This window comes from Paenibacillus lentus, from assembly GCF_042714055.1.
GTDB classification, from domain to species: Bacteria; Bacillota; Bacilli; order Paenibacillales; family Paenibacillaceae; genus Fontibacillus; species Fontibacillus lentus_A.
Genome location: NZ_JBHGVC010000006.1, coordinates 75,689 through 90,993, shown reverse-complemented (window position 1 = coordinate 90,993; position 15,305 = coordinate 75,689). Strand labels below are relative to the sequence as shown.

General features: G+C 48.6%; 10 protein-coding genes. 7 read left to right on the top strand and 3 right to left on the bottom strand.

Annotated features, from left to right (window positions below):
* Positions 1 to 39: 39 nt before the first annotated feature.
* The gene (locus ACE3MQ_RS15630) at positions 40 to 885 is read right to left on the bottom strand and encodes an AraC family transcriptional regulator (protein WP_379394250.1); all 846 of its coding nucleotides are present in this window, start codon (positions 883 to 885) and stop codon (positions 40 to 42) included.
* A 194-nt stretch (positions 886 to 1,079) separates the two neighbouring features.
* Between ACE3MQ_RS15630 and ACE3MQ_RS15625 the strand changes: the two genes are divergently transcribed.
* The 4 genes from ACE3MQ_RS15625 (at position 1,080) to ACE3MQ_RS15610 (ending at position 8,461) form a co-directional block, all read left to right on the top strand.
* Positions 1,080 to 3,137: a beta-galactosidase gene (locus ACE3MQ_RS15625; protein ID WP_379394248.1), complete on the top strand. Its 2,058-nt coding sequence runs from the start codon at positions 1,080 to 1,082 to the stop codon at positions 3,135 to 3,137.
* Between the two features lie 108 nt (positions 3,138 to 3,245).
* Entirely contained in the window at positions 3,246 to 5,627 is a 2,382-nt protein-coding gene (locus ACE3MQ_RS15620; RefSeq protein WP_379394246.1) for a beta-galactosidase, read from the top strand.
* A gap of 17 nt (positions 5,628 to 5,644) precedes the next feature.
* Positions 5,645 to 6,931 carry a galactokinase gene (locus tag ACE3MQ_RS15615; protein ID WP_379394244.1) on the top strand — a complete coding sequence of 429 codons (1,287 nt, stop codon included), beginning with the start codon at positions 5,645 to 5,647 and terminating at the stop codon, positions 6,929 to 6,931.
* Positions 6,932 to 7,522: 591 nt separating this feature from the next.
* Positions 7,523 to 8,461 (top strand): glycoside hydrolase family 43 protein, encoded by a 939-nt coding sequence (locus ACE3MQ_RS15610; protein WP_379394242.1) that lies wholly within the window; start codon positions 7,523 to 7,525, stop codon positions 8,459 to 8,461.
* A gap of 193 nt (positions 8,462 to 8,654) precedes the next feature.
* On the opposite strand, the gene ACE3MQ_RS15605 is transcribed toward ACE3MQ_RS15610, so the two are convergent.
* Both ACE3MQ_RS15605 and ACE3MQ_RS15600 read right to left on the bottom strand, forming a co-directional pair.
* Positions 8,655 to 10,400, bottom strand: coding sequence for a sensor histidine kinase (locus tag ACE3MQ_RS15605; protein WP_379394240.1), 1,746 nt, complete (start codon positions 10,398 to 10,400; stop codon positions 8,655 to 8,657).
* 16 nt (positions 10,401 to 10,416) lie between these two features.
* A complete protein-coding gene (locus tag ACE3MQ_RS15600; protein ID WP_379394238.1) occupies positions 10,417 to 11,988 on the bottom strand; it encodes a response regulator transcription factor in 1,572 nt (523 codons plus the stop codon).
* 266 nt (positions 11,989 to 12,254) lie between these two features.
* On the opposite strand from ACE3MQ_RS15600, the gene ACE3MQ_RS15595 reads away from it, so the two are divergent.
* Genes ACE3MQ_RS15595 through ACE3MQ_RS15585 form a run of 3 tightly spaced genes read left to right on the top strand, consistent with a single transcriptional unit; the run spans position 12,255 to position 15,266 of the window.
* Entirely contained in the window at positions 12,255 to 13,562 is a 1,308-nt protein-coding gene (locus tag ACE3MQ_RS15595; protein WP_379394236.1) for an ABC transporter substrate-binding protein, read from the top strand.
* Positions 13,563 to 13,587: 25 nt separating this feature from the next.
* Positions 13,588 to 14,463 carry a carbohydrate ABC transporter permease gene (locus ACE3MQ_RS15590; RefSeq protein ID WP_110931880.1) on the top strand — a complete coding sequence of 292 codons (876 nt, stop codon included), beginning with the start codon at positions 13,588 to 13,590 and terminating at the stop codon, positions 14,461 to 14,463.
* Positions 14,460 to 15,266, top strand: coding sequence for a carbohydrate ABC transporter permease (locus tag ACE3MQ_RS15585; RefSeq protein ID WP_379394233.1), 807 nt, complete (start codon positions 14,460 to 14,462; stop codon positions 15,264 to 15,266). The genes ACE3MQ_RS15590 and ACE3MQ_RS15585 overlap by 4 nt, the downstream gene beginning before the upstream one ends.
* Positions 15,267 to 15,305: the final 39 nt, after the last annotated feature.

Below are 15,305 nucleotides of genomic sequence, written 5' to 3'. Positions count from 1 at the left end.
GCTGTCCCAAACGCTTTGTTAGGGGCAGCTTTTTATCCATTAGTAGCCCTCATGATCCTTGAATTTCTTGGGCGTCAAGCCGTAAGTACGTTTGAACATGCGAATAAAATAACTCGTTTCCATGCCCAGCTTCTCGGCCACACTTTCGACGGTCATGGCGGGATTCTCCTGAAGCAGCTGGGTGGCCCTGCGCATGCGCAGCTGCAAAATGTACTGCTGCGGCGTCATGCCATAGCTGGATACGAATAGGCGGTGAAAGTGCTGGGGCGAATATCCAGCGGCCCGGGCCACATTCGTTAACAATAGCCTTTCGTTATAATGATCGTGAATTAGCTTTACCGCTGCTTGAAGGGCAGGCTGCGGACTTCCTGATGAAGTGACGCCTTTCGGGGACTTCTTGTCGCTGGTTTGTCCTTCGAGCAGGGATATGGTCATCCCGTAGATCCGCTTGGATGCTTCCCAGTAGGACTGTTCCCCGTTCAGGCTGATCAGCTGCCAGAGGGATTCCAGCTGGCTCCAGAGCAGATCAAAGTTCGGCACCTGCAGAACGGTCAGCACGAGCTGGTTCATTTGCTCTAATAACGATTTTGCCGAATTGCCATCAAAGGCAACAAAGCCCAAATCCCAATTTTCCGTTGATTCATAAGGAAAGTAGGCGTGCGGAAGGTTAGCGGGAAGGAGCAGCGCCGTACCGGGAGTCAACAGGATATCGGCGCAGCCTTGAATGCGGAAGATGCCCTGACCGCTTCTGGACAAAAACAACTGATGCGCAGGATAACCTTCTGGGCGCTCAAGATGCTTTTGTTCATGGCTTCCGACGCAGTAGACGTAAAGCGGGAGTATTTTTTCCAAATTGGTGAATTCGGCCAGCAGAAAAGGCATCATAATGAATTTGACCTCCGTAACTAGGAAATAGGTGAAATCGATGTGTTTGCACATAAAGCTGATGCTAGGAAAAAGGATCAATGTTAAGATCGGACGATTTTTAGATGTATATGTTCTATGAGTATAAGCGGTTTTTGGTCTATTATCAAAGATAGATAAGTGAATATGACGATTTTATAAGGAGAGATACAGCAATGACGAAGAAATTTCCACCAATCAGTGATAGACTCCCCGTGCTCATGCACGGAGCCGACTATAACCCGGATCAATGGCTGCATGATCCAAAGGTGCTGGAAGAGGATATCCGCATGATGAAGCTTGCCAATTGCAATGTTATGGCGCTTGGCATGTTCTCTTGGGCCGCGCTTGAACCGACGGAAGGGGTATTCACGTTTGAATGGCTGGACAAGGTGTTGGATTCGTTTGCGGAGAACGGGATCTATGCCTGGCTTTCCACGCCAAGCGGAGCGCGTCCTGCCTGGATGTCGGAGAAGTATCCTGAGGTGCTCCGGGTAGAAGCGAATCGCGTGCGCAATCTGCACGGCATGCGACATAACCACTGCTATACATCGCCTGTTTACCGGGAGAAAACAGCCATAATCAACGGCAAGCTGGCGGAGCGCTACGGCAATCATCCCGCCGTCATCGGCTGGCATATCTCAAACGAGCTCGGTGGGGATTGCCATTGCGATTATTGCCAGGAGGCATTCCGGGAGTGGCTGAAGGAGAAATACGGCACGCTTGAGGCGCTTAACTTTGCCTGGTGGACTTCCTTCTGGGCTCATACGTATACGGATTGGGGCCAAGTCGAGTCGCCTGCTCCTCACGGAGAGAATATGGTTCATGGTCAAAATCTGGATTGGCGCCGTTTCGTGACGGATCAAATGACAGATTTCTGCGATCATGAAATTAAATCTGTGAAGACGGCGAACCCTGATTTGCCTGCAACGACGAATATGCATATGACCGATGGATTGGATTACCGGAAATTAGCTAAAATTCTCGACGTTATTTCCTGGGATGTCTATCCGACCTGGCATGATTATAAAAATGATATCGAGCTGGGCGCTTCGATCTCGTTCTGGCATGATCTGTACCGCTCGCTGCAGCAGAAGCCATTCCTATTGATGGAAAGCACGCCGAGCCTGACGAACTGGCAGCCGGTCAGCAAGCTGAAGCAGCCGGGCATGCATAAGCTATCCTCTCTGCAGGCGGTTGCTCACGGATCGGATTCGGTGCAATACTTCCAGTGGCGCAAGAGCAGAGGCTCCAGCGAGAAGTTCCACGGTGCAGTCGTGGATCACGTGGGGCATGAGCATACACGAGTGTTTAAGGACGTCGCGGATTTGGGACGCACGCTTGCCGATATTTCGGAAATTGCGGGCACGCCGACTCCGGCGAAGACGGCGATTCTCTTTGACTGGGATAATCGCTGGGCCGTAGAGGATGCGCAGGGACCGCGCAATTCGGGCATCCATTACGAGGAGACGGTCATCGCTCATCACCGCGCGATTTGGGAGCAGGGCGTGCCGACGGATATCATCGGCTCCGAGGATGATTTTGCCGGTTATAAGCTGATTGTGGCACCGATGTTGTATCTGTGCCGGGAGGAGACCGGGCAGAAGCTGGAGAAGTTCGTCGAGAACGGCGGAACCTTGGTTACGACGTACTGGTCCGGTATCGTCAACGAGTATGATTTATGCCATCTTGGCGGGTTCCCTGGACCGCTGCGCAAGACGCTTGGCATCTGGGCGGAAGAGATCGAGGGATTGTACGATCATGACCGGAACGGCATAGCGATGGCCGAGGGCAATGAACTAGGCTTCAACGGCAGCTTCGAATCCCATGAAATCTGCGAGCTGATTCATACGGAAGGAGCCGAGGTGCTGGGAACCTATACGGACAGCTTCTATGCAGGCAGACCGGCACTGACCGTGAACCGGCTTGGTCAGGGCCGCGCCTATCATATGGCGACGCGCCTGAAGGACGATTTCCTTGGCGAGTTTTACAAGCAGGTTGTTGATGTAGCCGGCGTTGAGCGGGTTATTCATACAGAGCTTCCAGCTGGCGTGACCGCTCAGGTTCGGACGGATGGTGAGTCCGATTATGTATTCATAATGAACTTTAGCGGAAAGGAGCAGCGCGTAAAGCTGGATGATCGTCTATATACGAATATGGAAACAGGTGGGGCTGTGAGCGGAGATCTTGCTTTGCCTGTTCATGGGGTAGTTGTATTGAAACGTCCGGCATAAGCCGACGAGTATCCTAATTTTGCTTCATTCAAAAGGTTTTTCCAGCCAAGGTATAGCGTAGAGTCTACGATTTTCTCCAAAAATGTCCCTGTGAGAGGAGTTTTGACGATGCAGCACTCCATTGATGCCCATATTTTGCCCAAAGAAATATACCCCTCAACCTTGCGGTTAGGAGGAAGAAATCCCGCTGGTGATGAAATCAGCTTCACCAATTATTATATGGAGCTGAATGGAAGGCCGTATGTTGCTATCTGTGGTGAATTTCATTATTCTCGCTACCCCGAAGCCAATTGGGAAGCGGAAATTAACAAAATGAAGGCTTCAGGCATCAATATTATCGCGACATATATTTTTTGGAATCATCATGAGGAGATTGAAGGGGCATACGATTGGCGGGGGAACCGCAATTTGCGGAAATTCATTGAGCTATGTCAGCACAGCGGGTTATATGTAATTCTTCGCGTCGGGCCATTTTGTCATGGAGAGGTGCGCAATGGCGGTCTGCCGGACTGGCTGTTTGGCCGAACCTTCGATGTGCGCTCGAATGACGAGGGCTATTTGCAATATGTTCGCCGTTTGTATACGGAAATCGGCCGGGAGGCGTCGGGTCTCATGTTCAAGGACGGCGGGCCCGTCGTTGGCATCCAGCTGGAGAATGAGCTTAATGCGGCGGCGGCTCTCTGGGAGATGACCGCAAAGCAGGGGGACGAGTATTTGAGCGGAGGCAGCCGGGGCAGTGAAGGGATCCGGCATATGCGGCGCCTGAAGGAGCTGGCAATTGAAGCGGGACTGGACACACCGATCTATACAAGTACCGGCTGGGGAGGGGCTCCGGTGCTGGAGGATGAGGTGCTGCCGCTTTACGGGGGCTATGCCTATACGCCCTGGAGCATCAGCGTGCAAAACCCGAAGCAGCAGCCGACCCGGGAATATTTATTCGACAGCTATCATGATGCCGGAGTTGCCGGTGAATTTGCCCCGCCCTACCCGAAGGAAAAATATCCTTTTGCCTGCTGTGAAATGGGCGGGGGCATGCAGACCTGGTATTTGTCCCGTTTCCAAGTAGAGCCGGAGAGCGTATCTGCGATGAGTTTGATGAAAATCGCGGGGGGCTGCAATTTTATCGGGTACTATATGTTTCATGGAGGAACGAATCCCGTAGGGGATAGCGGCTATTTGAACGAGAGTACGACTCCGCGGATTACCTATGATTTTCAGGCCCCCATCGGGGAATTCGGCCAAATCCGGGAATCGAATAACCAGCTTCGTTGGCTGCATTATTTCCTAAGAGCCTTTGGGGATCGTCTTGCTCCAATGTCTACGGTATTGCCCGAAGGAGCGGCCGAGCTTGCACCAGAGAATACGGAGAAACTGCGTTACGCCGTACGTACGAATGGAAAATCCGGATTTGTATTTGTGAATAACTATCAGGATCATGTTGAGATGAAGGAGCACCGAGACGTGCAGTTCTCCATTCATTTGCCGTTAGGCAATTTTCTTTTGCCGCAGAATAATTCATTGACGGTTCGCAGAAATGCTTCTTTTATGCTGCCGTTTCAATTCGATCTGTCTGGCCTGCTTCTTCGGTATGCCACGGCGCAGCCAGTGACGGTAGTGGAGTCGGAGGGACGGAGCACCTATTTTTTTGTGATGCCGGAGGGCATGGATGGAGAGTTTATGCTGGATTCCGATGACATAGGGAGCATCGAGACAGACGCCGGAACCGTACGGCAGGATGCTGATGGTAGCTACTGTATCGTTATATCCCATACTGCATCAGGCATGATTCGCATTCACCGTCCGGACGGAACCGAGACCCGCATTTATGCGATGACATCCCAAGAGGCCTCTATGCTGTGGGAGGTCGAGACGGAAGCAGCAGGCGGAAGGAAGAGATGCATTCTGTTTTCGGAAACACCGCTTGCCGGTACTACGCAGGGGTTGGAGTTTTTTAGCTATGGCGCACATGAATTTTCGTTTCGAGAGTACAGGCATGAAGGAGACGGGTTGGCGCACTGGAGGGGGGATACAGAGGGCTGCCTGATTTCGGCAGCGCGGGAAGGCTGGTTCGAAACCTATCATATACAAATTCCAGAAAAACAGATTAAAATGGAAGTTAAGCGCATCCATGATCATAAGATGCTGGTTTCCCTGGGGCAAGGTATACTGGAGGACGTAGAGGATGTTCTCCTTCAGGTGGATTATACGGGAAACGTCGGCTATGCTTTTTCGGAAGGCAGGCTGTTTCACGATCATTTCTATAATGGAGCTCCGTGGGAGATCGGCTTGTCGCGCTTCAAAGAGGCTATTCAAAGCGGAGAAATCGTTTTGGAAACGACGCCGCTGCGCAAAGGGATCATGAATGTTGCCGCCGATGCTTCGATGGCGGTGGAGCAGTTGTTTGAAGGAGAACAGACGGCGGTATTTCACCAGGTATCGGCTAAGCCAGTGTATCGTATCACATTGATTAGCCGATTGAAAGAGTTGTAGGAGACAGGAGGAACAATATGCATAACGCAGAGCGAACCATTGAAAAGCTTCAAAGCAGCAAGGCAAAGGCATTACTGTCCAAAATGTACGGGGAAGAGCAGTTATCCGATCAAATGGCTCGTTACAGCACATTGATCAAATCCTTTCAGGAGCATTTTGGAGATGGAGAGCTGGCCTTGTTCAGCTCGCCTGGCCGCTGTGAAATCGGCGGGAATCATACGGATCACAACCATGGAAAAGTGCTGGCGGGCAGTATTAATATGGATACCATCGCTGCAGCCGTGAAAGTGGACGAGCCGACCATCACCTTCATATCGGAAGGGTATCCGGGCAAATTCGTCGTTGACCTTACGCAGCAGGAGGCGGTTGCGGAAGAGGCAGCTACCTTGTCGTTGGTTCGCGGAATCGTGTCCGGGTTTAAAGAGATGGGCTACGCTGCAGGAGGCTTCAAAGCTTATATTTCGAGCAATGTTATTCCAGCTTCGGGATTAAGCTCATCCGCATCGTTCGAAATGCTTATCGGCAGTATTTTAAATACATTCTATAATGAAGAAAAATTAGATGCCATCGCCTTGTCCAAAATCGGGAAATATGCCGAAAACAAATACTGGAATAAGCCTTCCGGTCTGCTCGATCAAATGGCCTGTGCATACGGCGGTCTCATTACAATCGATTTCGCCGATCCGGAGCAGCCTGTTGTTCAGCCGGTGAACTACGACTTCCAAAGCAGCGGCTACTCCCTGGTTATCGTGAATACAGGCGGCAATCACGCCGATTTGACGGAGGATTACGCCGCGGTGCCGAATGAAATGCATGCGATAGCAAAGGCGCTTGGCGCTGAGGTCTGCCGCGATCTGTCGCCGGAGGATATCTACCGCAACCTGAATTCCCTTCGTGAGCAATGCGGGGATCGGGCGGTGCTGCGGGCGCTGCACTTTTTTGCAGAGAATGACCGAGTGGATGCCCAGGTTGAAGCCTTGCAGGCTGGACAATTAGACCAATTTCTGGAGCTGATCACGGATTCGGGGAACTCCTCGTGGAAATGGCTGCAGAACTGCTATCAGGAAACCGATGTGCGTCATCAAGGCATTACAGTCACGCTGGCCCTCACGGAATCTTATCTGAAAGCAATCGGTACAGGTGCTTGCCGGGTGCATGGCGGCGGCTTCGCCGGAGTGATTCTGACGATTCTTCCAAACGAAGAAGCAACGAAATATGCCCGGTTCATCCAGGACACAATGGGCACTTCCACCTACATTATCAATGTACGGGAACAGGGAGCTATCTGTTTGGATTTAGAATAGAAACATTGACCCTTGATTCATGGAAAGGTTGTTTCAACTTGAGCCAGATTGGTATGCTATAATACTTCTTAACTTAGGAATAACAGTATTTACAAAATATTCGTCAAATCGTTAATGATTGGAGTGGAATGATGTGGAAAAGATAACTTCTCCAAACAGCAAGATTATAAACAAGGCAAAGGTATGAGTACTTCGAATTTCCTCAAGTCGTTTTCCGTAGAGGATTTTCAATAATGGTTGCTCGTACACTTGTCTGGCGGCTTCCGGCAGTCGAATTGTGATTAAGAAATTCAGAGTATACTTCCAACAGCAGGACAATGAGCTTATAATAGTCGCTATTTTGTTTCCCGGTGAAAAATGAAGTCGAATGGGCAGCTTAAGCAATTATATCTATGTTCAATACTAGCTCGTTCAGAAGCAGTTATCCCAGAAGTTTTCTAGGATAGCTGCTTTTTTTTGCGAAGACTATTTTATAAAAATATATAACATTTTAAATTTAATATTCCAATATTTTTACTTTTCTAGTATATTGTAGTTGTGGGAAAGCGCTATCATGCTTCTCTCCAAATAAAACCAATGGAGGAATGTCAAATGCGTTATCGAAAATTGCTTTTGTCGATCATTTGCAGCGTGGCTATTCTTGGTTCAGCCGTGAGTACGGCACTCGCGGCACATTGGAACTTGACCGGCGATGTCGCCGTTCATGATCCGTCCATCATTAAAGAAGGCTCGTCCTGGTATACGTTTTCGACGGGGCCGGGCATTCAAGTACTGAGGTCGGATAACGGAACTCATTGGTACCGTGTTCCCCAAATTTTCCTAAGTCCGCGTTCCTGGTGGACAACCTATGTGCCGAATATGACTAATAATGATGTATGGGCGCCGGATGTTAAGCAGTATAACGGCAGAGTCTGGCTGTATTACTCGATTTCCACCTTTGGCAAGAACACTTCGGCGATCGGCCTGGCTTCAGCGACGAGCGTTGGGGCCGGCAGCTGGCGGGATGACGGACTTGTCATTAAATCGGATCCTTCGGTCGATTACAACGCCATCGATCCGAACCTCATCATTGATGCTTCCGGCAACCCATGGCTGGCCTTTGGCTCTTGGTTCAGCGGCATCAAAATCACTAAGCTGGACAAAAATACAATGAAACCGACGGGAAGCCTTTATTCAATCGCGAAACGAAGCAACGGCATCGAAGGCGTGTCCATCATTTATCGCAACGGATACTATTACATGTTCGCCTCCATCGATAACTGCTGTCAGGGCTCTAACAGTAACTACAAAATCGTCGTCGGAAGATCGACCAGCATTACGGGGCCGTATAAGGATAAAAACGGGGTCGACATGATGAATGGCGGAGGAACGGTATTCGATGCGGGCAACACGCGTTGGGCCGGCCCGGGCGGACAGCACGTATATAACAATGTGATTGCAAGGCATGCGTATGATCGGAATGATAACGGCAATCCGAAGCTGCTGATCAGCGATTTGAACTGGGATTCCAACGGCTGGCCGACGTATTAAGGCGGATATTTATTTTATGAAAATATAAAATAAAAGGCTTGCTGTGCCTTTGCTGGCTTTCATTCTAATTTTTTTGCTTGCCAGCCTGCAGTGGATTTTTAAGCGAGTCAATTCATCCTAAAAAAAGAAGCTCCCGGTTGAATGCCGGAAAGCTTCTTTTTCATTCAACATATTCACATTGCTACCCGTCCAATTACTCCACAACAGGCAGCGTAATTTTGATCGCCGTACCGTAGCCTTCCTCGCTTTCAATTTGGACGCCGTAATTCGGGCCGAACAATAATTGAACCCTTGCGTGGACATTAGTGATTCCGATGCCCGATAAGTGATGTTTCTTCTTTTCATTCATCTGCCTGCCTGTAGAGGACATGCCGACCCCGTCATCCATGATCTCGATCATGAGCTTCTCCTCAAGCCGGCGAATAAAAATATGAATATTTCCGCTGACGAGCCCCGGAAAGGCATGAAAAAATGCGTTCTCGACAAAGGGCTGGAGGATCAGCTTTGGAACGAGAAGCTGCGTGCAGTCCTCTGCGATTTCATAATGAACCCCGATTTGCTCCCCGTATCGGATCTGGTTAATGAATACATAGTGCTTGAGGGTGTCGATCTCGGTTTCCACGCTCACTAGATCCTCGGTCGAGCCAAGCGTACTTTGCAGCATGGAGATCAGACTATCGATCGTTTGGTCAACCTCATCCGTGCGATGCATTTTTGCCAAATATTTAATCGAGCTCAGCGTGTTGTACAGAAAATGCGGATTGATCTGCATTTGCAGCGCATTGAGATCGGCCTTTCTGCGTTCCTGCTGCTCGAATACCAGCTTTTCGGTATACTGATCGATTTCACGGATCATTCGATTGTAGGCTTTGGTTAACACATTCGTCTCATAGCTGTCGCCTTCCTTCAATGGATGAAACTTCAGATTATCCCCTTTGGAGGTCTGCATTGTCTTCACCAATTGATTCAAAGGGCGGGTAATCCGTCTGCTCAGGGAGTAGACGAATGGCATGGTGATCAAGAGTACGATGCTGATGACCATAAAAATCTCGGTGGAAATGTTGTATAAAGGCGCAAAGGCAGTTAACTGATTGATTTCCTCTAATAAATACGCATTGAATTCCGGCAGATAGTAGGATATATAGGTCTGCTTGTCCTCTGAATCCGACCAAACGCCCCCCTGCTGAGACACGTGATTGGCCATAGATAGGAGGGACATATCCTTTTTGCTGATAGAATCCTTGCGACTGCTGGACAATATCGTGCCATCCGAAGAGATCAATGAAATATGGATGCCTTCGGAAATATAGGGGCTGTATTTGCGGTAAATATTCAGCTCATCCATCACGACCGCGGCATATCCGTACATCCAGCCTGTTCCGCTGTCGACCAGTGGCTTGGTGGCAAAAATATAGTTGTCATACGGGACAGATTCCACGAATAAATCCGGGCTGCTGTTGTACCGGATAAGGTTAGGAATCGTTCCGTCTACGGTCATATAGGTCGAGACGATATCCTGGGGGATTTTGTCCCATTTCAAGGCGTTGCTAGAATAATGCCGGCCGCCTATCCCCGGCAGTGCAGACACGATAATATGCGATTTCTCCGGGCTTAAATAGTCTTTGTACAAGTCGATGTATTTGCCCAAGGTCATGACCAGATTAATTTGCTCCTGCGGCGTATTCGCCGGTCTCGTAATGTAGTTCCTGAATTCGCTGCTGCTGTTGATTTGCATCATTGTATTGACGACTTGATCGTTGTAATTCAGCAGCTCGTCTTTAACGTGGTTCATATTCGCAGATGCATTCTTGACGACTTGATTCAGCAAAATGCGCTCCGAAATTGTCGAGGAGGCGAGCATCAATAGGATTGAAATAATAAGGATGCCAGAGAGCATCAGGACAAGAATTTTAATAAAGATGCTGTTTTTTCGCAGCACGTGATAACACCTATCTTCATTGAGGGATTTGATTGCGATATTCTACAGGGGTCATCCCGGTCATTTTTTTGAACACTTTGGAAAAATAGTTATGATCGGAGAACCCGGTCAGTCGGCTGATTTCGGACACCGAAAGGCTGTGGTCAAGAAGCAGCTCCTTCGCTCTATCCGTTCGAACCCGGTTAATGTAGGTAGTCAGGTTCTCGTGTGTACGCTGCTTGAAATAGGAGGACAAATAGCTATAATTCAAATGCAGCTTGTCGGCCATTTCAGACAACGAAATATCGTTGGCATAGTTCTCGTGAACATATGCGTAAATTTGCTGAAGAATCGGAGAATGCTGCTGGTCTGAGCGAGGGAGTATTTCCCTCAGCTCCTGCAGAAATTGCAGCATGATGCTCTTAAGCTCAACGATATTAAAGGCCAGGTCAATTCGCTTGAACAGCTTCAGCTTGGAGGAGCTCAGCTCTGCTATAGGCTGCTTTAACTGCTCGAACGTACTCATCGCGGTATAGATGAGATTCTGGCACAGTCGCTTCAAGCTGTATTCGTCATAGGCCATACTTATGGTTATTTCTGAAAAAAGCGTTTCCAATTGCACGCCCGCCTCATCGATGGAGAAGCTCCGCAGCGCCGCCGTAAAATGCTCCTGGTTAAAGTCCACTTTCTCACTCTGCACATGAATTTCGTCCACTGGAACAAGCGCTTGTTCGGTAAAGTATAGCAGCTTCCCAAGATAGGGAGTGAGCCTAATATGCTCCTCCTTAATTTGCTGCAGATCTCCAAAGGCATTCGAGAGAACGAACGAGATATAGGACAGAGCTTCCAATGCCTGCGCCGCAAATCGTTTCAGGGCGGATAACACCTCTACAGATTGACGCGATTCATAATTGACGAGCAGCAGACATTCACTTTTCAGGAAAACGAGGGCATGATCCAGGCCGGACAAGTGCTCTGCGGTCAGCTCAAGCAGCCTTTGCTCCAATTGACTCTGGGTATAGTTGGTTCTTGACAGCAGCAAGCTCGTGCTGGCTTTGGCGATGATGAATTGTCCGAATTTGAAATGCTCCCGAAGCTCCTCGTGCATTGCCTCATTTTGCTTATTTTCCTCTAAATGGCTGTTATTGCTGCCCAGCCATTGTCCCAATAGCAATGAAGGATCATTTTTATTCGAAAGATGGTCTTGTTGGCTTAAATCGATGCCGCTGCATAACGACTGGATTAACGATATCAATTCAGCAGCCGAGACTTTAGGTTTAAGCAAATAGTCGGTGACCCCGTATTTGAATACTTCACGTACATAGTTGAATTCACTGTAGCTGCTCAATACGACGATTTTGACTTCAGGATGCTCTTTGCCCATAATTTTGGCGAATTCAACCCCATCCATGATTGGCATGACAATGTCGGTGATGACCACATGCGGATGAACTTCTTCTATATATTGGAGCGCCTCCAAACCATTCGAAGCCTGGGCGACGATTTCAATGCCATACTCGCTCCAATTGCATAGATGCAGCATGCCTGTGCGTAGGATCGCTTCATCATCCACGATCATAACCCGATAGTTTGCGGAGCGTTCTTCCATGTTTACACCTCACCTGTAGTCCTTTGTCCTCATCATATACCAATCCCTGTGAGAAAGGTATGATAGGACGATGCAAAATTGAATAATACAAAATTAATACTACGACCCATAATAATTACTAGGAAATTGCTTACAGCAAGCTGGAGAGCAATAATTACTGCTAACATAGAGCTAAATATGATTATACTTCGTATTTTTATTTTTCTAAAATAGATAACGAATTACATGAAACGCTTACAAAAACACATCAAAAGGGGTTGTAAAGATTGAAAAAGTGGTTATCCATGTTGCTGCTGGTTTCCATGACAGCATCACTGCTTGCGGCGTGCGGTTCTTCGAATTCGAACTCTGCAGAGAAGGATGGCAATGAAGCGGGAGGCGCCGGAGCAAAGAAAGTGGTTGCTTGGGCATGGGATCCCTCCTTTAACGGAGCTGCGCTGAAAATTGCCGAGGATTTGTATAAGAAGGAGCATCCGGATTTCCAGCTTGAAATCGTCGATATGGCAAAAGCGGATCTGGAGCAAAAGTTGAATACGAATTTGGCCGCAGGCGTTAAAGACGGACTGCCGGACATTATTCTAGTGAATGACCCGAATATTCAAAAATACGTTACAGCTTACCCGGGAACGTTTGCTGATTTTAAAGAAAAGGTAGACTTTACGCAATTCTCCCCTTATAAAGTGGATGCGCTGCGGATCGACGATAAGATTTACGGCGTTCCGTTCGATATCGGTGTAACAGGAATGTTCTACCGCTCCGATTATCTTGAGGAAGCAGGCTATACGGCAGAAGATCTCGAGAACATTACTTGGGATGAGTATATTGAAATCGGTAAAGTTGTGAAGGAAAAGACAGGAAAATACATGGCGACCATCAATCCGAACGATGAAGCGTTGACTTCGATTCTATTGCAATCCGCAGGATCTTGGTACATTACGGAAGACAATAAAGGGAACTTTGTCGACAACCCGGCCATGACGGAAACGCTGCGTGTCTATAAAGCGATTGCAGATTCCGGAATTGCCAAGCCGGTAACCGGCTGGAGCGAATTCGTAGGCAGCTTCAACGCTGGCGACGTAGCTACAGTTGTATCCGGGGTATGGCAAATTGCTTCAATTATGGATGCACAGGATCAAAGCGGGAAATGGAAAGTTGCCCCGATTCCAAGATTGGAAGTGGAGGGCGGCGTGAATGCTTCCAATGAGGGGGGCTCCAGTTGGTTCGTGCTTGAGGGATCCGCGAATAAAGATTTGGCGATTGATTTCCTGGCCACGACGATTGGCGGCAGCACGGAATTTTATGAGCGCTTCTTGACTGAAAACGGGGGAGTCGGTTCCTATATTCCTGCTTTCTCTAGTGAAGTTTACAATCAAAAGCCAGAGTTCTTTGGCGGGCAAGCGATTTACAGCGACTTCACGAAATGGTCTACGGAGGTTCCGGGAATTACTTTGGGAATGTACACGCAAGAGGCGAAGGATGCACTGAAGAACGAGCTGCCTAACATTCTGAACGGTGCAGATTTGACCCAAAGCTTGGCTAATATCCAGAGACACTTTGAACAGCAGGTGCAATAAATACTAAATTAGCGGGTGGTAACCGATGGGCAGTAAATGGAATAAATCTTCTTTGATGGGGTGGCAGTTTGTCCTATTGCCTTCAGCGCTTATTTTATTGTTCAGCTTCTATCCCATGGTACAATCCTTGCTCTTGTCGTTTCAGTCCGGCAAAGGAACCGTATATCAATATGTAGGCCTCGCCAATTATGGACGCTTGTTCTCGGATCCGATGTTCAAGCAAGCGGTTCTTAATACATTGCTATACCTGGTTGTCCAGGTGCCGATCATGCTGATGCTCGGGCTGGTAATCGCTTATTTTCTGAACATGCCGAAGCTTCGCTTCAAAGGATTTTATCGTACGGCCATATTTCTACCCTGCGTAACATCGCTGGTATCTTACGCGGTGCTGTTCAAGAGTATTTTTGCAGTAGATGGTGTTCTGAACCGGATGCTGATGTCGATTCATTTGATCCAAGAGCCAGTTGCCTGGCTCATGGATCCGGTTTGGGCGCGCGTGGTCATTATTGCGGCGATTACTTGGCGCTGGACGGGCTATAACATGATTTTTTATTTGTCGGCCATGCAAAATATCGATCCTAGCGTCTATGAAGCGGCCTCGATAGACGGGGCGTCGAAGACGCGGCAATTTTTCAGTATTACCGTTCCGATGTTGAAGCCGATCATTCTGTTTACGGCAATTATTTCTACGAATGGTACGTTGCAATTGTTCGATGAGGTCGTCAATATTACGAACGGCGGCCCAGGCAACTCAACGATGACGATATCTCAATACATTTATAATCTGTCCTTTGTATATACGCCTAACTTTGGTTACGCGGCTACAGTGTCCTACGCGATCGTGGTTATGGTTGCTGTGCTGGCATTGCTCCAGCTTAAGGTCGGGGGTGAGAAGCAATGAGAAAATTAAGCTCGCTGGGCATTCATTTGTTCCTGATCATCGCGTCCGTTATTTCTCTCTTTCCCTTCGTCTGGATGCTGATCGGCATGACCAACAGCTCGTCTGACATTGTTAAGGGCAAGTTCAGCTTCGGTTCGATGCTGCAGAGCAATATTACCAAATTGCTGGATATGACAAGCTTGGGAGCTGCCTTCGGGAACTCGGCGTTGATCGCGATCGTCGGCACCATCGGCACGCTGATCTTAAGCTCCATGGCTGGATATGGATTTGAAATTTACCGTTCCAAGGGTAAAGACAGGCTGTTCGGCTTGCTCATGCTCTCCATGATGATGCCGTTCGCGGCTGTCATGATTCCACTATTCCGTATGTTCAGCAATATAGGCATGCTTAATACGCCAACAGCGGTTATCCTGCCTTCCATCACGACGGCATTCATGATCTTCTTCTTCATGCAGAATACGAAGTCGTTTCCGCGTGAGCTGCTGCAGGCGGGGCGGGTTGATGGGCTAGGCGAGTGGCGTTTGTTCGCCCGGGTCTACGTTCCGACCATGAAGCCGACCTATGCGGCTGCGGCGATCATTACGTTCATGAACTATTGGAACAGCTTCCTGTGGCCTTTGATTGCATTGCAGACGCAGGACAAGAAGACGCTGCCGCTGATCGTATCCTCCTTGGCTTCTTCCTATAATCCGGATTACGGAATTATTATGGTTGCCATCGTTGTGACGACGCTGCCGACGGTGCTCATTTTCTTCCTGCTGCAAAAGCAATTTGTGCAGGGGATGCTCGGTTCGGTGAAGTAAAGGTAAAGATCAAATATGAAGGGCTGTCCCCTTAGTCGA

Excerpts from the sequence above, each read along its gene's own strand:
- ACE3MQ_RS15630 (WP_379394250.1), bottom strand. The coding sequence starts at position 885 with ATGATGCCTTTTCTGCTGGCCGAATTCACCAATTTGGAAAAAATACTC.
- ACE3MQ_RS15625 (WP_379394248.1), top strand. The coding sequence starts at position 1,080 with ATGACGAAGAAATTTCCACCAATCAGTGATAGACTCCCCGTGCTCATG.
- ACE3MQ_RS15620 (WP_379394246.1), top strand. The coding sequence starts at position 3,246 with ATGCAGCACTCCATTGATGCCCATATTTTGCCCAAAGAAATATACCCC.
- ACE3MQ_RS15615 (WP_379394244.1), top strand. The coding sequence starts at position 5,645 with ATGCATAACGCAGAGCGAACCATTGAAAAGCTTCAAAGCAGCAAGGCA.
- ACE3MQ_RS15610 (WP_379394242.1), top strand. The coding sequence starts at position 7,523 with ATGCGTTATCGAAAATTGCTTTTGTCGATCATTTGCAGCGTGGCTATT.
- ACE3MQ_RS15600 (WP_379394238.1), bottom strand. The coding sequence starts at position 11,988 with ATGGAAGAACGCTCCGCAAACTATCGGGTTATGATCGTGGATGATGAA.
- ACE3MQ_RS15590 (WP_110931880.1), top strand. The coding sequence starts at position 13,588 with ATGGGCAGTAAATGGAATAAATCTTCTTTGATGGGGTGGCAGTTTGTC.
- ACE3MQ_RS15585 (WP_379394233.1), top strand. The coding sequence starts at position 14,460 with ATGAGAAAATTAAGCTCGCTGGGCATTCATTTGTTCCTGATCATCGCG.